Source organism: Cetobacterium sp. 2G large (assembly GCF_014250655.1).
GTDB lineage: Bacteria > Fusobacteriota > Fusobacteriia > Fusobacteriales > Fusobacteriaceae > Cetobacterium_A > Cetobacterium_A somerae.
On sequence record NZ_JACHTH010000005.1, the window covers coordinates 678,220 to 701,925 of the forward strand.

Annotated in this window: 24 protein-coding genes; 17 read left to right on the forward strand and 7 right to left on the reverse strand. The window is 28.6% G+C overall.

From position 1 onward, the window contains the following. The first annotated feature begins 1 nt into the window (after position 1). Genes whiA through H5J23_RS06070 form a run of 4 tightly spaced genes read left to right on the forward strand, consistent with a single transcriptional unit; the run spans position 2 to position 4,071 of the window. Positions 2–904: a DNA-binding protein WhiA gene (whiA, locus tag H5J23_RS06055; protein WP_023052158.1), complete on the forward strand. Its 903-nt coding sequence runs from the start codon at positions 2–4 to the stop codon at positions 902–904. Positions 905–914: 10 nt separating this feature from the next. Then, a complete protein-coding gene (locus H5J23_RS06060; RefSeq protein WP_023052157.1) occupies positions 915–1,874 on the forward strand; it encodes a bifunctional riboflavin kinase/FAD synthetase in 960 nt (319 codons plus the stop codon). Then, positions 1,849–2,529, forward strand: coding sequence for a ScpA family protein (locus H5J23_RS06065; protein WP_023052156.1), 681 nt, complete (start codon positions 1,849–1,851; stop codon positions 2,527–2,529). The genes H5J23_RS06060 and H5J23_RS06065 overlap by 26 nt, the downstream gene beginning before the upstream one ends. After that, positions 2,530–4,071 carry a TaqI-like C-terminal specificity domain-containing protein gene (locus tag H5J23_RS06070; RefSeq protein WP_281700228.1) on the forward strand — a complete coding sequence of 514 codons (1,542 nt, stop codon included), beginning with the start codon at positions 2,530–2,532 and terminating at the stop codon, positions 4,069–4,071. It abuts the gene before it with no gap. 30 nt (positions 4,072–4,101) lie between these two features. On the opposite strand, the gene ptsG is transcribed toward H5J23_RS06070, so the two are convergent. Further along, complete coding sequence (gene ptsG / locus H5J23_RS06075) at positions 4,102–5,577, reverse strand: glucose-specific PTS transporter subunit IIBC (protein WP_023052154.1); 1,476 nt, start codon at positions 5,575–5,577, stop codon at positions 4,102–4,104. 164 nt (positions 5,578–5,741) lie between these two features. Here ptsG and H5J23_RS06080 point away from each other — a divergent pair, with 164 nt between their 5' ends. Together H5J23_RS06080 and H5J23_RS06085 are read left to right on the forward strand one after the other, a co-directional pair. After that, the gene (locus H5J23_RS06080; protein WP_185891322.1) at positions 5,742–6,797 is read left to right on the forward strand and encodes a Mu transposase C-terminal domain-containing protein; all 1,056 of its coding nucleotides are present in this window, start codon (positions 5,742–5,744) and stop codon (positions 6,795–6,797) included. A 15-nt stretch (positions 6,798–6,812) separates the two neighbouring features. Beyond that, a complete protein-coding gene (locus H5J23_RS06085; protein ID WP_185891324.1) occupies positions 6,813–7,556 on the forward strand; it encodes a DUF368 domain-containing protein in 744 nt (247 codons plus the stop codon). Positions 7,557–7,586: 30 nt separating this feature from the next. Here the strand turns inward: H5J23_RS06085 and tpx are convergent, their stop codons facing one another. From tpx to dtd, 3 genes are read right to left on the reverse strand one after another with little or no spacing between them, the layout of a single operon-like run. Continuing rightward, positions 7,587–8,093, reverse strand: coding sequence for a thiol peroxidase (gene tpx / locus H5J23_RS06090; protein ID WP_023049891.1), 507 nt, complete (start codon positions 8,091–8,093; stop codon positions 7,587–7,589). Between the two features lie 29 nt (positions 8,094–8,122). Beyond that, complete coding sequence (locus tag H5J23_RS06095) at positions 8,123–9,154, reverse strand: alpha-hydroxy-acid oxidizing protein (protein ID WP_185891325.1); 1,032 nt, start codon at positions 9,152–9,154, stop codon at positions 8,123–8,125. Positions 9,155–9,175: 21 nt separating this feature from the next. Further along, a complete protein-coding gene (gene dtd, locus H5J23_RS06100; RefSeq protein ID WP_023049893.1) occupies positions 9,176–9,628 on the reverse strand; it encodes a D-aminoacyl-tRNA deacylase in 453 nt (150 codons plus the stop codon). Between the two features lie 98 nt (positions 9,629–9,726). Between dtd and H5J23_RS06105 the strand changes: the two genes are divergently transcribed. Then, on the forward strand, positions 9,727–11,235 hold the full coding sequence (locus tag H5J23_RS06105; protein WP_185891327.1) for a nicotinate phosphoribosyltransferase: 1,509 nt from the start codon (positions 9,727–9,729) through the stop codon (positions 11,233–11,235). 31 nt (positions 11,236–11,266) lie between these two features. Here the strand turns inward: H5J23_RS06105 and mgsA are convergent, their stop codons facing one another. Continuing rightward, positions 11,267–11,635, reverse strand: a complete 369-nt coding sequence (gene mgsA, locus H5J23_RS06110) for a methylglyoxal synthase (RefSeq protein ID WP_040406271.1) — start codon at positions 11,633–11,635, stop codon at positions 11,267–11,269. Positions 11,636–11,703: 68 nt separating this feature from the next. Here mgsA and H5J23_RS06115 point away from each other — a divergent pair, with 68 nt between their 5' ends. The 8 genes from H5J23_RS06115 (at position 11,704) to H5J23_RS06150 (ending at position 18,711) form a co-directional block, all read left to right on the forward strand. Beyond that, positions 11,704–12,603, forward strand: a complete 900-nt coding sequence (locus tag H5J23_RS06115; protein ID WP_023049896.1) for a phosphatidylserine decarboxylase — start codon at positions 11,704–11,706, stop codon at positions 12,601–12,603. Positions 12,604–12,611: 8 nt separating this feature from the next. Beyond that, on the forward strand, positions 12,612–13,010 hold the full coding sequence (locus tag H5J23_RS06120) for a NusG domain II-containing protein (RefSeq protein ID WP_185891329.1): 399 nt from the start codon (positions 12,612–12,614) through the stop codon (positions 13,008–13,010). 19 nt (positions 13,011–13,029) lie between these two features. Then, complete coding sequence (locus tag H5J23_RS06125) at positions 13,030–14,109, forward strand: AI-2E family transporter (RefSeq protein ID WP_023049898.1); 1,080 nt, start codon at positions 13,030–13,032, stop codon at positions 14,107–14,109. Continuing rightward, the gene (locus tag H5J23_RS06130; protein ID WP_023049899.1) at positions 14,110–15,246 is read left to right on the forward strand and encodes a class I SAM-dependent RNA methyltransferase; all 1,137 of its coding nucleotides are present in this window, start codon (positions 14,110–14,112) and stop codon (positions 15,244–15,246) included. It begins immediately after the preceding gene. Next, complete coding sequence (locus H5J23_RS06135) at positions 15,246–16,478, forward strand: NAD(P)/FAD-dependent oxidoreductase (RefSeq protein WP_023049900.1); 1,233 nt, start codon at positions 15,246–15,248, stop codon at positions 16,476–16,478. Before H5J23_RS06130 ends, H5J23_RS06135 begins: the two co-directional genes overlap by 1 nt. Then, complete coding sequence (locus tag H5J23_RS06140) at positions 16,478–17,131, forward strand: hypothetical protein (protein WP_023049901.1); 654 nt, start codon at positions 16,478–16,480, stop codon at positions 17,129–17,131. Before H5J23_RS06135 ends, H5J23_RS06140 begins: the two co-directional genes overlap by 1 nt. Positions 17,132–17,256: 125 nt before the next feature. Then, on the forward strand, positions 17,257–17,799 hold the full coding sequence (locus H5J23_RS06145; protein ID WP_051364123.1) for a peptidylprolyl isomerase: 543 nt from the start codon (positions 17,257–17,259) through the stop codon (positions 17,797–17,799). Positions 17,800–17,823: 24 nt separating this feature from the next. Continuing rightward, positions 17,824–18,711, forward strand: coding sequence for an aldose 1-epimerase family protein (locus H5J23_RS06150; RefSeq protein WP_185891331.1), 888 nt, complete (start codon positions 17,824–17,826; stop codon positions 18,709–18,711). 59 nt (positions 18,712–18,770) lie between these two features. Here H5J23_RS06150 and H5J23_RS06155 read toward each other — a convergent pair whose 3' ends face one another. Both H5J23_RS06155 and H5J23_RS06160 read right to left on the reverse strand, forming a co-directional pair. Next, entirely contained in the window at positions 18,771–19,784 is a 1,014-nt protein-coding gene (locus tag H5J23_RS06155) for a molybdopterin-binding protein (RefSeq protein WP_023049904.1), read from the reverse strand. Positions 19,785–19,795: 11 nt separating this feature from the next. Then, positions 19,796–20,572 carry a YlmH/Sll1252 family protein gene (locus H5J23_RS06160; RefSeq protein ID WP_023049905.1) on the reverse strand — a complete coding sequence of 259 codons (777 nt, stop codon included), beginning with the start codon at positions 20,570–20,572 and terminating at the stop codon, positions 19,796–19,798. A 108-nt stretch (positions 20,573–20,680) separates the two neighbouring features. On the opposite strand from H5J23_RS06160, the gene pssA reads away from it, so the two are divergent. Beyond that, on the forward strand, positions 20,681–21,391 hold the full coding sequence (gene pssA / locus H5J23_RS06165; RefSeq protein WP_185891333.1) for a CDP-diacylglycerol--serine O-phosphatidyltransferase: 711 nt from the start codon (positions 20,681–20,683) through the stop codon (positions 21,389–21,391). 108 nt (positions 21,392–21,499) lie between these two features. Continuing rightward, complete coding sequence (locus tag H5J23_RS06170) at positions 21,500–23,689, forward strand: ATP-dependent helicase (protein WP_185891335.1); 2,190 nt, start codon at positions 21,500–21,502, stop codon at positions 23,687–23,689. Positions 23,690–23,706: the final 17 nt, after the last annotated feature.

The window sequence follows — 23,706 nt, forward strand, 5'->3', positions numbered from 1 at the left end:
TGTGTCGTATACTTATAAAGTTAAAAATGAAATACTTCATCGTTGCGACTTGAATGAAGATGAAAAATACGCCGAGATAAGAGCGATACTCTTATTAAAACACGCTATTAATCAAAACAGCATAGAGCTGAAATTAGAAAATAAAGAGATAGCAGAGAGAATTTATTTTATGCTAAAAGAATTAACAAACTTAAAGATTTTTATAAAATTTTCTAAAAGTAAAAAATTTGGAGAACATAATACTTATGTTATAAGTATTCCATCACAACCCGGAGTAAAAAAATTTATTGAAAATTTAGAAAAATATTCATCTAAAGTAGATGAGGTGAGTGAAGAGGTTGAAAAAGGATTTATAAGAGGAATGTTTTTAGGGTGTGGTTATATAAAATCACCAGAAAAAGAGTATGCTTTAGATTTTTTTGTTGATAGTGATGAATTAGCAGATGAATTATACAACCTCTTAGTGAAACTTGAAAAAAAAGTTTATAAAACAATAAAAAGAAATAAGCCACTTGTATATATGAGAAATGCAGAGGATATTATGGATATAATCGTTTTAATTGGTTCGATGAAAGAGTTTTATAACTATGAAGAAACAACGATGATAAAAGATTTAAAAAATAAAACTATTAGAGAGATGAATTGGGAAGTTGCCAATGAAACTAAAACTTTGGATACAGCTAGAAAACAGGTGAAAATGATAAACTATATTGGGTATAAAATTGGATTAAATGAATTGAGTCCAGTTTTAGAGGAAATAGCATTTTTAAGATTAGAAAATCCAGAGGCATCACTACAAGAGTTAGCAGAGATGATAGGAATATCTAAATCGGGAATTAGAAATAGATTTAGAAGATTAGAAGAAATACATAATGAACTTTTAGAAAAAGAAAGGGAAGCATAAGGGGAGTACAATGAAAATAATAGAGGATATTTTGCTAACTAAAGAAAACTTTGAAAATACATACGTAGCTATAGGTGCTTTTGATGGAATTCATATGGGACACAGGGAATTAATTTCTCAAGCTGTAAAAAAAGCAAAAGAAACCGGTGGTAAATCAGTTGTTTTTACTTTTTTAAATCATCCGATGGAAGTGACAAATAGAGTAAAAGCACCTAAATTAATTAGCTCTTTAGAAGAGAAAATTCATATAATAGAATCTTTAGGGGTAGATTATTTAATACTTCAACCATTTACTCAAGAGTTTTCTAATATGACTCCTCAGATATTTGTAGAAAGAGTTTTAGCAGAGTTGTTAAAAGCAAAAGAGATATATGTAGGATTTAACTTTTCTTTTGGAAAAGGGGGAAAAGGAACAGTTGAGAATTTAAGAAAATTGGGAAAACAACATAAAATTTTCGTTAATATAATAGAACCAGTAAAAATTAAAGAGCAGATTATAAGTTCAACATTTATAAGAGAAATGTTAGCAACGGGGAATTTAGATATAGCTAATAGATGCTTAGGACAACCATTTTTAATTATTGGTGAAGTTGTTCATGGAAGAAAGTTAGGAAGAATAATGGGGTTTCCTACGGCAAATTTAAAAATATTAAATAAGATATATCCTCCTTTTGGTATATATGGAGGAAGAGTTAAAATAGAAGGTGAACAAAATTGGTGGCATGCAGTCATTAATATAGGAAAAAATCCAACATTGAAACCTGATGAAAGAAGTATTGAGGTTCATATATTAGATTTTGATAAAGATATATATGGAAAAAGAATATATGTTTCTTTAATAGAGTTTTTAAGACAAGAAAAGAAATTTAATTCAATGGATGAATTAAAAGAAACAATAAAAAATGATGTTTTAAATTGGAAAGAAAAGGTAAGGGTAAAAGCAGATGGAGATTGTATTAAAAATAGATAACTTTGAAGGCCCTTTAGACCTTTTACTACATCTTATAGAAAAGAAGAAAATGAAAATATCTGAAATAAAAATATCTCAGATAATAGATGAATATCTTCAATTTATAGAGAAAGCACAAAGTGATAGTTTAAGTGTAAAGGTGGAGTTTTTAGAAATTGCATCGGAACTATTAGAGATAAAGGCAGTATCTATACTAAGTGTTGAAAAGGAAGAGGAAAAAGAAAAGGATCTAAAAAGAAGATTAGAAGATTATAAAGTATTTAAAGAAGTTGCACAAGTGATATCAAGTATTGAATGTGAATACAACATCTCTTATACTAGAAAAGAAGGAAGAAAAATAACTAAAAATATTCCTAAGGAGTTTGATTTAACTAGTCTAAAACTTCAAGATATGTTTAATAGTTATGTAAAATATTTGCCAAAAGATGAGGAATATCTAGAAATTGAGGTTGAAAAAAGATATTCTTTAAAAGAGGAAATGGATAGAATAAAAGTTATTCTTTACTCTTCAGAAAAGGTTGTATTAGAACTTTTTAGACGAGCAGAAAATAGAACTCATTTAGTATATATATTTTTAGCAATTTTAGATTTATATAGAGATGGGGTTATATTAATAGAGGGTGAAGGTAACTTAAAGCTCTTTAGGAGGGATTAAGTGGAATACAATTATAAGATATACACACCAGAAAAATATGCTAGTAGCATGAGTAAAGTAGCTTTGAATAAATATTTAGAAAATAATTTGAAAGAGGATATACTAAATATAAAAGTAATAGATATATCATGTGGCTCTGGAAATCTTTTGTTAGCAATATTAGAGGAGTTGTTAAAAATTTCAAAGGAAATTTTTGGAGAATATAAATATAGTGAAAATTGGATAACAGGATTTGATGTAGATTTAAATGCATTAAAACTATTAGAAAAAAGAGCTGAGGCTCTTTTCTTCAAATATGGGGTCTTTGGAAAACTAAACTTGAAAGAGTGTGATTCATTATATGAAAAAATAGAGGAAAAATATGATATAGTAATAGGAAATCCACCATATTTAGGAGAAAAAAATCATAAAGAAATTTTTCATACAATAAAAGAAACTGATTTTGGGAAAAAATATTATAAACCAAAAATGGATTATTTCTATTTTTTTATAGATAAAGGTATTGATATATTAAAAGATAGTGGTATTTTAGTATATTTAACTACCAATTATTGGCTAAAAGCTGATAGTGCAGAAGGGATAAGAGAAAAAATGAAGTTTGAAGGTAGTTTCTTTAGATTGGAAAACTATAGTTATTCAATATTTAAAGATGCTATTGGGCAACACAATATAATTTTTTATTGGCAGAAAAATAGAGAAAACTTAGAGATATCTGTAAATGATGATGGTATCGAGTATTCTATTGAACAAGAAAATATTTTTACAGAGGAACACAGTAAAATTGCATTAATTCCCCCTTTTTGGAAAGAAAATATAAAGAAAATTAGAGAGAAAAGTAATGTTGTTTTAGGAGATCTTGTAAATATTAATCAGGGAATAGTGAGTGGAGCTGATAAAGTTTTTGTTTTTGATGAATACAAAGAGGAGTTTAAAAAATATTTAAAACCATTTTATAAAAATAGAGATATAGGTAAATATGAAATATCAAAAAAACCACCATTTTGGATTATGTATTTAAATGGCAAGTCTAAATTAGATGATGTAGTTACAAATTATTTATTGGATTATAAGAGTAAACTATCTATGCGAAGAGAGGTTATAAATAATAGGATAAATTGGTGGGAGTTACAATGGGCTAGAGATGAAGATATTTTTTTAAAACCTAAAATTATAGTTAGGCAAAGATGTAAAACTAATAACTTCGCTTATACAGAAAAAGAGTTCTATGGAAGTGCAGATATATATTATTTAACTGCGAAAACAGAAGAGGTTAATTTATACTATATTTTAGGTTATTTAAATTCTAAAATTTTCTTTTCGTGGTTTAATTATATAGGAAAGAAAAAAGGAAAGAATTTAGAGTTTTATTCAACTCCTTTAAAAGAATCTCCACTATATTATCCAACTATTCAAGATGAAATAAGATATATTGAAAATCTTGTAAAAAAACAACTTGAAAATTATAATGAAACTATTCAAGATGAAATTGATAATTATTTTAGTAAGGTAATGAATATAAAAAAAATGAGTGAAGAGAATTAACTCTCCACTCATTTTTTTTGATAATAAATATTATAAACCTTTTATGTCATTTGCTATAAATTGAGCTTTAGCACCAAATATAGCTTGAACTCCATTTTGTCCAACTTTTAAAACCCCAGAAGCTCCAAGTCTTTTTAATTCTGCATCATTTACAAGAGCAGTATCTTTAACTTCAAGTCTTAATCTAGTGATACAAGCATCAACAGAGATAACGTTTTCTTTTCCTCCTAAAGCAGCAAGAACTAGAGTAGCTAATTCACTACCTTCAGCTTTAGGTTGATCATCAACTTCAGCTCCAACTTCTCTTCCAGGAGTAGCTAAGTTGAATTTTCTGATAAAGAATCTGAATCCAAAGTAGTAAACTACAGAGAATCCTAAACCTACAACAATAACCATTGGCCAGTTAGTTTCAAACCCTTCAGTTCCAGGAAGAACACCAAACATAATGTAGTCAATAACTCCACCAGAGAATGTCATACCAATTCTAACACCAAACATATTCATTAGCATAAATGATAATCCAGCGAAAATACAGTGAATTCCATATAGTATAGGAGCAACGAATAAGAAAGAGAACTCTAAAGGCTCAGTTATTCCTGTTAAGAAAGAAGTAAGAGCAGCAGAGAATAAAATTCCAGCAGCCATTTTTTTATTTTCAGTTCTTGCTTCATGATACATTGCAAGAGCAGCAGCAGGTAATCCAAACATCATGAATGGGAATTTACCAGTTAAGAATTTACCAGCTCCAGAATAAGTAGCTGATGAGAATGAATGAACTCCATCTTTTAACATTGCAAACCAAATAGCTTGGTCTCCGTTAACTATTTGTCCAGCATTATTTGTATACTCTCCGAATTGATACCAGAAAGGAGCATAGAAAATATGGTGTAATCCAAATGGGATTAAAGCTCTTTCTGTAATTCCAAATAATAATGTAGAAATATTAGTGTTTGTTTCGTTAGCTAAATAAGATAATTGAGCAAGTCCTGCTTGAACAGGTTGCCAAATGTACGGCATAGCTAAACCAACTAAGAAAGCAAGAACTGCAGTCATAATAGGAACTAATCTTTTTCCTGCAAAGAAACCTAAGAAAGCTGGTAACTCTGTTTTATAGAATTTCTTGTAACAAATAGCAGCGATAATACCTGCAATAAGTCCTCCGAAAACTCCAGTTTGAAGAGTAGGTATTCCTAAAACCTCTGCGAAAGCAGGATTTCCAGCAGCAATACCGTTAGCAGCATCTGTAAGTGTTCCCATAGTAGTATTCATAATTAAAAGTGCAACAATAGCAGCAAGAGCAGCAATACCGTCTCCACCAACTAAACCAATAGCAGCTCCAACGGCAAATAAAAGTGGTAAATTACCAAATATTATTCCTCCAGCTTGTTCCATTAAAGGTATACCTAACTTATTTCCAGCAGCAAGGAATATACCAGCAGCTGGTAAAATCGCAACCGGTGTCATCAAAGCTTTACCGATTTTTTGAACTTCAGCAAATATTTTCATAAAACTCCTCCATAAGATTGATAATAAAGAATATTTAATTCACTAAAAGAATACATTTTATTTTGAAAAAAGTCAAGAAAATTATCAAAATAAATGAGCCTTTTTTTTACGCATTATTTGTGTTATAATTTAACAAAAGATTTTAAAAGGGAGTAAAAATATCTATGGAAACAGATAAAAAAAACAAAAAATATAAGATACTTGAACCCTTTTTTAAGAAGGAGAAAAAGTTAAGAGAGATAGAAAAAGAAACTCAAATCTCTTATGCCACTTTAAAAAGGTGGGTAAGTCAATATAAAGATTCAGGAGAAAAAGGTCTAGTAAAAAAAACTCGAGTAGATAAAAATACTTTTAAAAAGGTAAACGAAGATGTAATGGAACATTTAAAGGCTTTATATAAAGAGTATCATACACTGCCAGTAACTAAGTTATATGAAAAAGCTAAAAAAACTCTCAGTTCCTACAATAGTATGATAAGTTATCCCACTTTTTTTAGAATAATAAATAATTTAGATGAGAATATTAAACAAAATTCGATAAAATCTGTAAAAAAAGATAAAGTATATGAATATGCTATTATACAAAAAGCTATACCGATTCCTTTTTTTAACAATAAAAATAAAATTTTTTATTTGACTATTTTTTATAATAAAGAAAATTATAAAATAATAAATTTTATTTTTGAAGAAGAGAAAAGAGAATTGATAAAACTATTTAATTTTATTCAAGAAAGTATTATAATAGAGGGAGCTTATCCTAAAAATATATCTTTAGATGAAAGAATTCAAGGAGTTTCTAAAAATTTATTAAGAACGATATTTTTTCAAACTAAAATTAGTTTTATCCAAGAAGAAGCAGATGAAAACATGATGGGGTTTGTTAGATATATAGATACAGATATTTTAAAGGAGTTTAATAAAGAAAAGCCGAAAGATATAAAAGAGATTTCATTATTTATAAAAAAATATTTATTTATAGAAGATAGAAAAATAGAAAATTTAAATAATGAGGAAAAATATAAGCTTCTATATTTTTTACACAAGTATAAAAGAAAAGTTTATAATAGTGGAGTTAGAGTAAAAAATAATATATATAGTAGTTCGTTACTAAAAGAAAAAGAAGGAACTATTGTGGATGTATTTTATAATGAATTTTTTATAGATAGTGTAGATATTTATATAAAAGATATGTTTGTTGATAAAGCTAAAATAATAAAATAAATACTAGGAGTGTGCATGTTTAAAAATTTTTTAAAAGGAATAGTAATAGGAGTTGCAAATGTTTTACCTGGTGTTTCAGGAGGAACACTAGCAGTGGTGTTAAATATTTATGATAAATTAACAGAAGCAGTTGGGAATTTTTTAACAGCTTCAATGGCAAAAAAAATAGAATATGCTAAATTTTTATCGCAAATAGGATTGGGAGCAGTAATTGGAATTGTTGCATTTGCAGGAGTTATTTCTAAAATGTATACGTTGTATCCTAGAGGAACAACAATTGTTTTTCTATTTTTGATACTTCCATCAATTCCAGTAATATTAAAAGGTGAAAAATTTTTTAAAAGAGACAATCTCTTTGCTTTTTTTGCAGGAGTTATATGTACAGGGATTTTTATATATATAACTAAGTTGTTTGCAGGAGAAGAAGTTATAAGGACAGCAGCCTCTATTTTTACACTATCTTATGGAATAAAACTTTTTTTCTGTGGAATAGTAGCAGCGGGAGCTATGGTAATACCTGGAATTTCAGGATCTTTATTACTTATGATAATGGGAGAATATTATAATATATTAGGGTATATAAAAAGTTTTAATATATTACCATTAAGTTTTTTTGCTGTAGGAACTGGAATAGGATTAATTTTAGTTTCTAAAGGGATAAATATACTACTTAATAAATATAGAAGTTATACTTTAAACTTTATAGTTGGTATAATAATAGTTTCTTTGGTACAAATAATAGAAACATTGTTTATATAATAAAAAAAGCCTTAAAAAGGCTTTTTTATTTTATAATTTTTTTAAAGCTTCTAAAGCAGCGTCATAATTAGGCTCTTCAGTAATCTCTTTTAAATACTCAGTGTAAGCAATTTTACCATTTTTATCTATAATAATTACAGCTCTTGAAGTTAATCCAAGTTCTTTAATATATAGTCCATAGTTATGAGAAAACTCTCTATCTTTATAATCTGAAGTAGTTATTGCATTTTTAATATCTTTAGCTCCACAGAATCTGTTTAAAGCAAAAGGTAAATCCATAGAAATAGTTAAGATAATAACATCCTCTAACTTTGCAGCTTCTTTATTAAATCTGATAGTTTGCATTTCACAAACAGGTGTATCAATAGATGGCATAGCTGAAATAACTACAGTCTTTCCTTTTAAATCGTTTAGAGAAAGAGGTGATAAATCAGTTTTTGTAACAGTAAAGTTAGGTGCAACATCTCCAACAATAACCTCTTTTCCAACTAATGTTAAAGGACTTCCACCAAATGTAATAACGTCTTTTCTTTCCATGATAAAACCTCCTAAATTTTGTATTTAAATTATACTTTTTTAGTGTATAAAATGCAAGAAAAATTTTTAGAATTTTTAACATCATCAGCACCGCTTAGTATCATACTTTGATAAAGTTGGCTTTTGAATGTTTCAAGGGTAACTTTAACTCCTTCTTGCCTACCTCCAATAGATCCCCAAATTATAGGACGACCAATTAAAACTCCATCAGCTCCAAGTGCTAGATACTTAAGAATATCCACTCCTTCTCTTACTGCTCCATCGGCTAAGATAGTTATATTATTACCTACAGCTTGAGATATTTCTTGTAAAACTTCAGCGGGAGCAAAAGTTTCGTTTAAACAACGCCCTCCGTGATTAGAAACAACAATAGCAGAAGCTCCAGCTTCAACACATATTTTAGCTTCATCAACAGTTAAAATTCCTTTTATGATAACTGGAAGCTTTGTTGATGAAATAATCTCTTTTAAATCACTTAAAGTTTTTGGACCTACAGGTTGATTAAATAATTTCATTGTAACAAGACCAGCACCATCTACATCAATTCCAACAGCAATAGCTCCAGCTTCTTCAGCTAATCTTATTCTTTTTATGATTTCAGAATTTTCTCTAGGTTTAATTATAGCAATACCTTTACCATTAGATCTTTTTATTGCATCAATTCCTACTTGAAAACAGTTAGGGTCTCCTGTATCTCCAATCATAGCTATAGTCCCAGCATCAATAGCTCCAAATACGATATCGTTAGAGTATTCTTCATCACTAACATATCCACCCATATTGAACTTTGTTCCAGTTATAGGAGCAATCATAGCTGGAAAAGATAACTCTTCTCCAAAGAAGTTACGCTTTAATTTAGGATCAGTTACTCCATGTAAAGTTCTCATTGCAACTTTAACTTCTTTTAATTTTTCATATGATCTTTGAAAACTACCACCAGTAACAGCTCCACCCATTCCAGGAACTTTTCCTGCACACCATCGGCCGTTACACTCTGCACATAATATACAAAAATCTTTCATTCTTTCCTTTGCATTTTTTTTAATCTCTTTTATATCCACTTTTCTCCTCCCGTAAAATGTTTATTTTGAACAATCTTTTGTATCAATAATTAAAGTAACTGGTCCATCATTTAAAAGTTCAACTTTCATATCGGCTCCAAAAATACCAGCTTCAGTTTTAAATCCAAGATCTTTACATTTTTTTAGAAATTTTTCATATAATTCATTTGCCACATCAGGTTTAGCAGCATCGATAAATGCAGGTCTACGTCCTTTAATACAATTTCCATAAAGAGTAAATTGAGAGATGATTAAAAGTTCACCATTAACATCTTTTAATCCTAAGTTCATTTTATCTTCAGAATCGTTAAAAACTCTTAAATCAGTTATTTTTTTAGCTAACCAATCAACTTCCTTTTCAGTATCTGTATGGGTAACACCTAAAAGCACAAGAAATCCTTGTTTGATCTCTCCAGTAATTTGATTATCAACACTAACACTCGCATGCTTAACTCTTTGTATAACAGCTCTCATAAAGCAACTCCTTTTCTATTTTTATTGGTAATTATATCATAAAAGTGATATAATTATTAAGAAAAATTAAAAACTAATATTTTATGAAGAGGTACAATATGGGGAGAGAAAGAGTTTTAACAGATTTTGCAAAAGTTATTAATTCAGATAGGTATCAATATACAGAAAGTGATATTTTTCTAATGGAAAATATGGAAGAGAAAGAAGCTATATTTGATATGTATTTCAGAAAAACTGAAGATGGTGGTTTTGCTGTTGTATCGGGAGTTCAAGAAGTAATTGAGTTAATTGAAATTTTAAATGAAACAAGCGAGGATGAAAAAAGGGAGTATTTTTCTAAAATAATAGAGGAAAAACATCTATTAGAATATTTAGTAAAAATGAAGTTTACAGGGAATCTTTATGCAATGAGGGATGGAGAGATAGTTTATCCAAATGAACCTATAATTTCAATAAAAGCACCTTTGATTCAAGCTAAAATTTTAGAAACACCAATTTTAAATTTAATGAACATGCAGTTAGCTATAGCAACAAAAGCTTCAAGAATAACTAGAGCGGCACATCCAATTCCTGTAAGTTCTTTTGGAAGTAGAAGGGCACATGGATTTGATAGTGCAGTATCGGGAACTAAGGCTTCAATAATAGGAGGATGTTTATCACATTCAAATATAGTTACAGAATATAAATATGGAGTTCAAAGCGTAGGAACAATGGCGCACTCGTTTATACAAGCTTTTGGTGTTGGTGCTTTAGCTGAGAAAAAAGCATTTGATACTTTTATAAAACATAGAAGAGAAAGAAAAGCTAATTCTTTAATATTATTAATAGATACATATAATACATTAGGAATAGGATTAAAAAATGCCATTCAAAGCTTTAAAGATAATGGAATAGATGATTCTTATAAAGGAAATTATGGAATAAGAATCGACTCAGGAGATTTGGCATATTTATCAAAAAAATGTAGAAAAGAGTTAGATGCTGCAGGATTAAAAAAAGCAAAAATATTTTTAACAAACTCTTTAAATGAATCTCTAATAAAATCTTTAAAAGAACAGGGAGCTTGTGTAGATATATTTGGCGTAGGAGACGCTATTGCTGTAAGTAAGTCTAATCCATGTTTTGGAGGAGTTTATAAAATTGTAGAAATTGATTATAAACCTGTTATAAAACTCTCAGAAGACGTTATAAAAATTTCAAATCCTGGGTTTAAAGAGGTATATAGAATTTATGATAAGGAAGGATTTGCATATGCAGATTTAATAACTCTTGTAAATAATGATTCTGATAAAGAAAAATTATTAAGAGGAGAAGATTTAATAATCAGAGATGAAAAATATGAATTTAAATCTAGTTTATTAAAAAAGGGAGAGTATACATATAAAAAGATAACACGTGAATTTGTAAAAAATGGTGTTGTAATGGAAGAGAGCTCTCAACTTATGGATGTATTAAATTCAAGGGATTATTATCTTGATTCTTTAAATAGAATATCTGAAGAAAGAAAAAGATTGGAAAACCCACATCAATATAAAATAGATTTATCTAAAGATTTATTGGAATTAAAATATAATCTAATTAAAGAGATTAAAAGTCAAATAAATTAAAAATAGGCTGACATGAGTCAGCCTATTATAATCATTTATCTAAACCAACAATAAGCAATTCAGCAGAAGCTAAATTTGTAGCAATTGGAACTTTATGAACATCAGAAACTCTAATAAGTGCTGAGATATCAGGTTCGTGTGGTTGAGATGTTAAAGGATCTCTAAAAAATAAAACAGCTGCGATATTATCAGTAGCTACTTCGGCACCAATTTGTTGATCGCCACCTATAGGTCCTGATTTGAAGCGTTGAATTTGTAAGTTAGTTGCCTCCATAATTCTAAGTCCAGTTGTACCAGTTGAAACAAGAGGGTATTTTGCCAAGATGTGCTCATATTTTTTCGCAAAGCTAACCATTTCTGGTTTCATGTTGTCGTGAGCGATTAATGCTATTTTTTTCATTTTGACCTCCATAAGTTTTACTATAATCATTATACAATAAAAAATTAATATATAAAAGGAGTAAGTGTATGAATTTTGATAAAATTAATTATATTGAGAGGAAAACTGGGGAAATAAAAACAGAAATTCCACCTGGAGAAGGATTTTTAAAGTTTTTATATTATAATCCCTTAGGAAAATTACCTCTAAATTTAGTTGTTAGAAAAAAATTTTTAACAGATTATTATGGAAAAAAGATGTCTGAAAAATCATCTATAGAAAAAATAAAGCCTTTTGTAGAAGAGAATTCTATAAATATGAATGAGTCAAAAAAAAGAGTTGAAGAATTTACATCTTTTAATGATTTTTTTATAAGAGAGCTAAAAGAGGGAGCAAGAGAAATAGCTGGAGATGAAAATATATTAGTATCTCCTGCAGATGGAAAAATATTAATTTTTAATAATTTAAAAGAAACAACAAAATTTTTTTTAAAGGGAGATGAATTTACATTAGAAGAATTTCTAATGGATAAAGAGGAAGCTAAAAAATTTCAAGGTGGAACAATGGTAATTATAAGACTTGCACCAGTAGATTATCATAGATTTCATTTTCCTGCAGATGGAATAATAGGTGAATCTAAATTAATAGATGGATATTATTATTCTGTATCTCCTTATGCAATAAAAAAGAACTTTAGAGTTTATTGCGAAAATAAAAGGGAGGTTTCAATTTTAAAGACTGAAAAGTTTGGTGAAATAGTTTTAAGTGAAATTGGAGCTACGATGGTTGGTGGAATAAAACAAACATACAGACCAAATACTTTAGTAAAAAAAGGTGAAGAAAAAGGATATTTCTTCTTTGGAGGGTCGTCGTGTGTATTACTTTTCCAAGAAAATAAGGTTGATTTTGATAAAGATATTTTAGAAAATAGTAGTAAAGGACTAGAAACTAAAGTATATATGGGTGAAAAAATAGGAAAAGCTAAGTAGGTGTATCTGTGAAAAAACAAAAAAAATATTTTAGAAAAGGGGATGTAGTAGTTTATACAATACTAATTAGTATATTTTCTGTACTAGGATTTCAAATAACAAAATTTAAAGCCTCAGATGCTGCGAGTGCTGAAGTTTACGTAAATAATCAGTTAAAGTATGTATATCCATTACAAACAGAAGAAAAAGATATTTTTGTTCCAACTGATATAGGTGGAGTAAATGTAAAAATAAAAGATAAAAAAATAAGAGTTACAACTTCAAATTCTCCGTTAAAATTGAATGTAAAACAAGGTTGGATAGGACAACCAGGAGAGGTTATAATTGGAGTTCCTGATCGATTAATAATTAAGGTTGTTGGAAAAATAAATGAACGATCAGACGATGTAGACTTTGTAATAAAATAAGTAAGAAAGGAGTAAAGTAATGAAAAAAGGATATCTACATTTATTTATAGTTGGATTATTATTGATTTTAATTCAAACTTTTTTTCAATATAACGAAGCTTTCAATTCTATTGTAGGACAAATGGTAAGTTCTGTGACTCCATTTATATATGCTATTTTTATAGCTATATTAGTAAGTCCACTTGTGAAAATTTTTGAAAATAAAGTAAAAATGAAAAGATCATGGGCAATTGGAATAAGTTTAATGATAGTTTTTCTGGTTATAATTGAGTTAGTTTTAATTATAGTTCCAAATATAATAAATAGTGTAACCGATTTAATTGATAAGTTTCCAACTATGCTAACAAGCTTAAGTTCTAACACTGAGCACTTAATAGATTTTTTAAAAGAAAAAGATTTATTATTTTTTGATCCTAAAGAGATAGAAAATAATTTAATAAAATTTACAAGAACTAATTTAGGAAACTTTAAAAATTTAGCATTTGGATTAGGAGCTGGGGTTTTAAGAAGTTTAATGGGAGTAATTAACTTTTTTATTGGAGTTTTTATCTCTCTTTATTTAATGTATAGTAAAGAATATTTTATGGAGTTTTTAGAAAATGTTTTTTTACTTTTTACTACAAAATCAAAAGCAAAATATGGTGTAGATTTTGTTAGAAAAGTAAACGATGTATTTTTAAAATATATTTTAGGAAGAATATTGACATCTGCAGTCGTAGGGTTTTTAGTGTTTTTAGTTCTTTTTATAGCAAAAGTACCATATGCTCTTTTAAGTGGAGTTATGGTAGGAATAGGAAATATGATTCCATATGTGGGATCGATAGTAGCTGGAACAATAGCTACGTTCTTGATATTATTGGCAGCTCCATTAAAAGTAGTGTATCTTTTTATAGCTATTGGAGTAGGACAAGCTGTAGATGGATTTATAATTGGTCCAAAAATAATGGAAGAATCTGTTGGAATGAGTAGTTTCTGGACCATTGTAGCAGTAATGGTTTGTGGAAGTTTCTTTGGACCTTTAGGAATGTTTTTAGGAGTACCAGTATTTGTAATTATAAAGTTTATATATTTAGAGTGTTTAAAAAAAAGGAGTGAATAGATGAGTAAGAAGTATAGATTAATAGCCTCAGCAACAATGGGGTTAGAGAGCGTTGTTAAAGATGAGTGTAAAGATTTAGGATTTGAAAATATTGAAACATTTAACGGAAGAGTTGAATTTGATGGAGATGAAAAAGATATTGTAGAAGCTAACTTACACTTAAGATGTGCAGATAGAGTTTTTATAAAAATGGGAGAGTTTAAAGCTCTAACTTTTGATAATTTATTTGAAAATATAAAAAGATTACCTTGGGAAAATATAATTTCAATAGATGGAGAGTTTCCAATAAGTTGGGTAAGTTCAGTAAAATGTAAACTTTTTTCAAAATCTGATATTCAGAAAATTGTAAAAAAGGCGATAGTTGAAAGATTAAAAGTAGCATACCAAACAGAAAGACTTATTGAAACAGGAGCTCATTATAGAGTTAAAATACAAGCGCATAATGACATATTTTTAGTTATGATTGATACAAGTGGTGAAGGATTACATAAAAGAGGTTACAGAAACTTAATAAATGAAGCGCCTCTAAAGGAAACAATGGCAGCAGCTTTAGTATTATTAAGTCGTTGGAAAGGTGGAGATAGACCTCTATTAGATCCAATGTGTGGAACAGGAACTATTGCAATAGAAGCAGCTATGATAGCAAGAAATGTAGCTCCAGGAGTAAATAGAAACTTTGCATCTGAAAAGTGGGATATAATACCTGAAAACTTATGGATTGATTTAAGAGATGAAGCGTTTTCAAGGGAAGATTATGATAAAGAAGTGAAAATATATGCTTCTGATATAGACTCTGAAACAGTTGAAGTAGCTAAATTAAATGCTATAAGAGCTGGGGTAGAAGAAGAGATTGAATTTAAATGTATGAACTTTTTAGAGTTAGAAACAATGGCAGAAAAAGGTTGCATAGTATCAAATCCACCATATGGAGATCGTTTGTTAGATGAAGATGCTGTAGAAAGATTGTATGGTCTTATGGGAGATATTTTCCAAATGAGATTCCCAAAATGGTCTTACTATATAATTACATCTTATGAAAATTTTGAAAAAGTATTTGGGAAAAAGGCCACAAAAAATAGAAAGCTATATAATGGTGGAATAAAATGTCACTATTATCAATATTATGGAGCTAGATAATGAATGAATTTGATTTAATAGTAGTTGGAGGAGGACCGGGAGGAATTTTTACAGCTATTACAGCAGCAGAAAGAGGCTTTAAAGTAGCTCTTTTAGAAAAAAATAAACGTATAGGAAATAAAATATTGGTAGCAGGGAGCGGAAAATGTAATTTAACTCACACTGGAAAGCCTAAAGATTTTTCTGATAAATATGGACAAAATGGAAAATTTTTAAAAGAGGCTTTAAATAAATACTCTCCAGAGATGTTAAAGATGTTTTTTAAAGAAAATGGGTTACCTTTAGTTTTAGTTGAAGAAACTGGAAAATATTTTCCTGAAACATTTAGTTCTTTAGATGTTGTAGATCTTTTAAAAAGAAAGATGTTGACTTTAGGCATTAAAATAATAGAGGGAATAAAAATAGAAGGTATTCAAAAAAACTTAGAGATATTTTCAATTTTTACGGATAAAGGATTATATAAGTGTGATAATTTAGTTCTAGCAACAGGTGGAAAATCTTATCCTGGAGTTGGAACAACAGGAGATGGATATGTGATGGCTAAGGAGCTAGGGCATAAAATTGTACCGCCAAAACCAGCACTAAGTCCTATATATGTGAGAGATTATTTTTTTCAAGAACTTTCTGGAATAAGTTTTCAAAATGTTAAAATTACTATTTGGAAAGAAAATAAAAAAGTTATAGAAAAAAAAGGAGCTGTTTTATTGACGCATACAAATTTTAGTGGTCCTGGAATATTGGATAATTCAAGATTTGTTGAAAGTGAAAGTCAGTTAGAGATTAATTATATTGGAAAAGAGTATGAAATTTTAAATAAAGAGCTAATCGAAGAGATGAATAAAGATGGTAAAAAAACAATAAAGAAAGTTTTATCTTATTATTTTTTACCTGAAAGATTTATAAAAACTATATTGTCTATTTTAGAAATAAGTGAAGAGTTAAAAATGGCAGAACTTTCAAAAGAAAAAAGAGAGAGTCTAGTAAAATTATTAACTTCAAATAAGATGGAGATAACAAAAGTTGGAAGTTTTGAGATGGCTATGGTAACAAGAGGAGGAGTCTCTTTAGATGAGGTAAATGCTAAAACTATGGAATCTAAAAAAATACAAGGTCTTTATTTAGTTGGAGAACTTTTAGATGTCGATGGAGATACAGGTGGATATAATATTCAAGCAGCATGTTCTACTGGAGTTTTAGCTGGAAAATCTATGAGAAAAAAGGAGAGAGAATAATGAAAAAAGAGGAATTTATAAGTTATGCTCAAGAAGTAATTTTAACAGTTTTAAAGATTACTTCTACTCAATTGGATAAGTTAAGAGAGATGGGAGATATTTCAGGCGAGGAAATTTTAACTGAAAAAGTTTTATTACCTTATGAAAAAATATATGGGGCACTTTTAGAAATGAAAGTAGACAAAATGAATGAAGAAGAGTTCAACTCTTTTAAAGACATGGTAGAAGAGATAAGAGAAAAAAATAGATTACCGCTTGAAAAAATTCAAGAGACTTTAAAAAAGAGAGAAGAACTAAAAAATAAGTCGGGAGCTATAGTTGTAAAAAGATTTTTTAAATATAATTTGAATAGATTGCTAGACAAAAAGGATAAAATACTTAACAGATACAATCAGCTAGCAACAGAAGAACAAAATTTAGAAAACTTATTAAAAGACACTATACAAGAAGAGGAACAATTTGATATAATTTATAAGCTGCAACCAGTGAGAGAAAAACTTAGAGATACAGAGGATAAGTACTTAGTTGTTGAAAAAGATATCAATCAATTAAAAAAGAAGTTAGAATCTAAATGGCCTTATGAAATTTACGGGGTTGTTTCAGAAGAGGAACTTTTAGAAACATATAAAGAAGCTTTTAAAATGGAGGACTAGTAAGAATGGAAAAAGGATTCAAACAGATTTTGATTTTATTGGCAGTATTTATTGTCTTTTTTCTTTCGAAAAAGATGTTTGCAAAACCAAGAGTTGTTTTAGGAAAAAATATGGAGGTAAGAAATATGAAAGAAGTAAAATTAAACGCAAAAATAGTTACACCAAGAGGAGATATTAACTTAGTTCTTTTCCCAGAAGTAGCACCAGTAACAGTATTAAACTTTGCACACTTAGCAATGAGAGGATACTATAATGGTATTAAATTTCATAGAGTAATTGAAGACTTTATGATTCAAGGTGGAGATCCAACAGGAACAGGAACAGGTGGACCAGGATATCAATTTATAGATGAGTTTAAAGAAGGAGTAGTTTTTGATAAAAAAGGAATATTAGCAATGGCTAATGCTGGACCAGAAACAAATGGGTCACAATTCTTTATAACTCATGTTGAGACACCTTGGTTAAACTACAAGCATACAATTTTTGGTGAAGTTGTATCTGAAGCTGACCAAAAAGTTGTAGACTCAGTAAAGCAAGGAGATATCATTGAGAGAATTGAGATTACAGGAGATGTAGAAGAGTTCTTAAAAAATGAGGAGAATGCTGAATTTACAGCTCAAATGGATGAAATCTTAGATTCTCAATTTCCAAATTTAGTACAATACTAATTTAAAAATAGGGGGATAATTCTCATGGTGAAGATAGAGAATGAAAAGTTAACTGTACTAATTAATAAGTTTGGTGCAGAATTGAAAAGTGTTATAAACAAAGAGAATGGAATTGAATATATTTGGCCAGGAACTGAGGGAAGTTTTAAAAAAAGTGCTCCAAATTTATTTCCTTTTATAGGGAATATTTTAAGTGGAGAAATAGATTATCCTTTAGGGAAAAATGAAAGAGTTACTCTTCCAATGACAAAGCATGGATTTGCTAGAGATTTAGAGTTTGAAACTTTAGAAGTAACAAATGATACAGCAAGATTTCAATTAAAACCAAATTCATATACAAAGGAAAGATATCCTTATAATTTCTCTTTAATAGTTGAATACATATTAGTAGAGGATACTTTACATCATAATTATATAGTTAAAAACAGTGATGTAGTTGAGATGTACTATCATATCGGTGGACATACAGCTTTTTATTGTAACTATAATAATGACAAAACTTTTGAGAATTATTATTTAGAATTAAAAGAAGAAGAGTGTAATTTATATAAAATTGATGAAAGAAATAACTCTTTTTTATTTGATATTCCAGAGAAGGTAACAATATGTGAGAAGTTTAATTTATCGAAAGATAAATTTGCTAAAGATGCATTAGTATTTGAAGGAATGGAAAATAAACAAATAGATATAAAACATTTAAACTCTTCTCATGGAGTTGAATTTAAATTTGAAAATTTACCAATATTAACTTTATGGACAAGTACAGATTCGAGTGAATTTATTTGTTTAGAACCATGGGCTGGAATAACAGATTTTACAAATGGTTCTAATAAAGTCGAAAGTAAAAAAGAGATTCAGAGATTAAATTCAAATGAACAAAAGAAATATTCACAAATAATAAGATTTTATTAAAATAAACACTTCTATACAGAGATTGTATCTTTGGATAGAAGTGTTTTTATTTTGTTTAATTATTTTCCAAAAGAACAATGTGGAAAAGTACAGATTGGGCAGTCAAGACATAGTCCCCCATGACCATAAGAAGCAATATCTTCAAAAGTTATTTTTTCATCGGCTAAAATTCTAGGTAAAACTAAATCAAAAGCAGTTCTTTTAGAGTGCATAACACAACCAGGTAAACCTAAGATAGCTCTATCTCCATGATAAGCTAAAAGCAACATAGCTCCAGGTAAAACAGGGGAACCATAAGTTATTAACTCTCCACCCATCTCTCTTATAGCAAGAGGAGTTCTATCATCAGGATCTACAGACATACCACCTGTACAAAGAATAAGTTCAGCCTCGCTATCTAGTGCTTCTTGTATTTTCTCTTTTATCATCTCTTTTTCATCTGAAGAGAATGCATGATAAACAACTTCGCATCCATATTCTTCAACTTTTTTAGTTAGAATAGGACCGAATTTATCTTGAATTCTTCCGTAGAAAACCTCATTTCCAGTGGTTATGATAGCTATTTTTTTTGATTTGATTGGTAAAATTTTAATAATATTTTCTTTTGAGATATTTTCCATCTCTATGATTTTATCTTCGTTAATAACTAGAGGAATAACTCTTGTTCCAGCTACTTTTGTTCCCTTTTTTATGGGTGTGTTATTGTGTAAAGTAGATACAATAATTTCTCCTAGACTATTTATTTTTAGTAATTCAGCTACATCAACTTTTAAAAGTCCATCAATATTTGCAATAAAATCTATTTTTCCCTCTTTTATTGGTGAAAAATCTAAGCCTTCACCAGCAATATGTTCTTTTATTCTAATTGCAGCATCATTTTCATGTAAAGTTCCCTCTTGATGCTCCCATACGTAAAGGTTGTCTTTTCCTAGTTTTAAAAGCTCTGGAATATCCTCTGATTGTATAATATGACCTTTTTTGAAGGCTACCCCTTTAAATTCTCCAGGAACAATTTTTGTGATATCATGGCATAAAATCATACCAGCAGCATCAATAGTTTTAACAGTTTTCATAAAACCCCTCCCTAAATATATTGTTTTATAAGAATTTTAAATTTTCCTTTTTTGTTTTCACCTAAGTTTTTTTCTAAAATAAATTTCCCTTTTTTTCTAATTGTAATTACTGAACCGATATTAACTATTTTATTTTTACTTTTTTCAGTATTATAGTTAACTAAAACATCTCCACTTTCAATCAAATTTGTACTTATATTTCTAGATGAATTTGCAATAGAAGCTATAATAGAGTCAAGTCTAAAAGATGAAACAGTATCTGTAATCTCTTTAAACTCCAATTGAGGAACTTGAGATGTACTAATGGTGCTAATTTTTATAGGAATAGTATTTATTTGCTCAAGATTATTTTTTATAATATTAAAAATATCATTTGTAGCTATGCAATAACCGATGTTATCTTTAACGATAATATCACCTAAAGTTTCTCGTTTAAGTCCAAGCCCCATAATAGTCCCCAAAAAATCTTTATGGTACAAAATTTTAAATTTGTTAGAAGCATCAATTTTAAAATAAGTAACAACTTCTTCTAAATGTGAAAAATTAAAGTTTTTTGGTGTGAAAATTACTAACTGTTTTTCACTATAAGGAGTTAAACCTAAAGTAAGCACATCTAAATTAATTGATTCACAAACGTCATGAAGTTTTGTCCAGATTTGTGGAGGTAAAAAAATAGAGCCATAAACAGGATAATCAATTTCTAAACATAACGATAAATCCTCCCAAATAGAAGCTATCAGAAACTCATCTTCATTTGGAAAAAGGTTAAAAAAATATTTTTTATTCATATATTACTCTCTTTCACTAGATTATTTTGAAAAGTATAGACATATTGATTTTATATCATATATATGATAAAATCAAATAGATTTGTAAAAACAGGGAGATGATTAAAAATGGTAGAAAGAAAGTATATTGCACCTAATGCAATTACAGCAGCGAATATGTTTTTAGGATATCTAAGTATCACAGCTTCCATAGCGGGGGATTTCTCAAAAGCTATTTGGTTTATAATATTAGCTATGGTATGCGACGGTTTAGATGGAAAAACAGCGAGAAAACTAGATGCATTTAGTGAATTTGGAAAGGAGTTCGACTCTTTCTGTGATGCAATATCTTTTGGATTAGCACCGGGTATATTAGTTTATTCAGTACTAAAAAGTTCTGATGGAATGAAATCTTTTGTTATTCCAATATCGTTTATATATGCACTGTGCGGAGTTATGAGATTAGTTAAATTTAATATAGTAACAACAGCATCAAGTGAAAAAGATGACTTTAGTGGTATGCCAATTCCTTCAGGAGCGTCAGTTGTATGCTCGTACTTATTATTTGTTGAAGTAGTAAAAACAAATTTTGGAATGAATCTATTTTCAATTGAAGTTTTTGTAGGGTTGACACTATTAGCTGCAATTTTAATGGTAAGTACAATACCATTTAAAACACCTGATAAAGTATTTGGATTTGTTCCTAAAAAGCTAACAATACCATTTATTGTCTTAATTTTAGTGACGTTGAAATACAGCATGTTTATAGTTACTTGTTACTATATACTAGTTAATTTAACAAAATTTTTTACAGAGAGATCAAAAGAAGACGTTGAATAAAAAATAATTAATTATGATACCCGATAAAATCCAAAAAAACTATTGGAAAATCGGGTATTTTATTTGAATAGTAATATAATTATATGGTATAATTTTAAAGGAGTAATTATGAGTATATTAGATAAATTAAATGAAAAACAAAGAGAAGCAGCTAAAAAAATTGAAGGACCACTTTTAATATTAGCAGGAGCGGGATCTGGAAAAACAAGAACCATTACGTATAGAATTGCACATATGATAAATGAAAAAGGAATCTCTCCTTATAAGATTTTAGCAGTTACATTTACAAATAAAGCGGCTAAAGAGATGAGGGAAAGAGTTGAACTTTTAATTGGAGAAGATGCACACAAAGCTATGATATCGACTTTTCACTCTTTTGGTGTAAGATTGCTAAGAGTATATGGAGATAAATTAGGTTATAATGCTAATTTTACAATATATGATACAGATGATCAAAAAAGAGTGATAAGAGGAATTATGAAAGAACTTGTTGTTAATGATAAGTCATTAACAGAAGGAGCTGTAGTTTCAATTATATCAAAACTAAAGGAAAATAGTGTAAGTGTATCTGATTATGAAAAAGAAAATAGATTTGATTCTAATTATAAAATAATATTAGAGTGTTATAGAAGATATAACGGAACTTTAAAAGAGAATAATGGAATGGATTTTTCAGATATTCTAGTTAACCTTCATAAACTACTAGATATTCCAGAGGTTTTAGAAAAGCTTCAAGAAAAATTTCAATATATAATGGTAGATGAATATCAAGATACAAATAATATTCAGTATAATATAGTTACTAAAATAGCAGCGAAATATAGAAATATATGTGTAGTTGGTGATGAAAATCAGAGTATATATGGATTTAGAGGTGCTAATATAAAAAATATATTAGATTTTGAGAAGGATTATAAAGATGCTTTAGTTGTTAAACTTGAAGAAAATTATCGTTCAACATCTGCGATTTTGACAGCAGCAAATGAAGTGATAAAAAACAATAAAACAGCAAAAGATAAAAATTTATGGACTAAAAAACCTCAAGGAGAATTAATTACTGTAAAAGAGTGTTTAGATGGAAGAGAAGAAGTAAATTATATAATTGAAGAGATTGTAAAAAGAAAAAATATGGGAAAAAGTTATAGAGAGTTTACAATTCTTTACAGAACAAATGCTCAATCTAGACTTTTTGAAGAGGGATTATTAAAATATAATATTCCATATAAGGTTTTTGGTGGAATGCAATTCTATCAAAGAGCTGAAATAAAAGATATAGTGGCGTATTTAACAGTGATAAATAATCCTCAAGATACAATTAATTTAAATAGAATAATAAATGTCCCTAAGAGAAAAATAGGGGATAAAAGTATAGAAAAAATAAGAGATTATGCAAGTGAAACAAATATTTCAATGTTTGAAGCTCTAGGAAAAGGAATGGAGATTCCAGGTTTAACTTCAGGTGTAAAAATAGCTTTAGATGAGTTATATACGATTTTAAATGACTTAATAGAGTTAAGTCATGAAGGAAGTGTAAGTGAGGTATTTGATGAATTAATAAGAAGAGTAGGATATTTCTCTTATTTAAACTCAACATATGGTGCAGAAGCTGAGGGAAGAATAGAAAACGTAGAGGAATTAAAAAACTCTATAGTAGAGTTGGAAAAAACGGTGGACTTTTTAACATTGAGAGAATATTTAGAGAATATATCTCTTGTTAGTGCAACAGATGATTTAGAAGGGGAGTCAGATTATATAAAATTAATGACAATCCATAACTCTAAAGGGTTGGAGTTCCCTGTTGTTTTCTTGACTGGAGTGGAAGATGATATTTTTCCTGGTTCAAAGAAAGTGCTTTTCAATCCAGAGGAATTAGAGGAAGAGAGAAGACTTTGTTATGTTGCAATTACTAGAGCTGAGGAGAAATTATACCTAACACATGCAAAAAGTAGATTTGTTTATGGTGAGTTTTTAACAAAGATAAAATCAAGATTTATAGAGGAGCTTCCTGTAGAAGTTTTAGATAAAGTGGAGAAAGTTCAAGATTTATTACCGAAATCAAAACTTTCTACAAATGATAAAAAAATAACAGGTTATAAAAATATTATAACTGCAGAAGATTTAAAAAAAATGAAAAATATTTCAAATTCTCCTTTTGCTATGGGAGAAAAAGTTATTCATACAAAGTTTGGATTAGGAAAAGTAGTTGAAATATCAGAAAAAAAATTAGGTGTACAATTTGTAGATGGGAAAAAAGATATAGCTTTAGCTTTAGCAACAAAATTTTTAACTAAAGCATAGGTTAAAAGGAGAGAAAA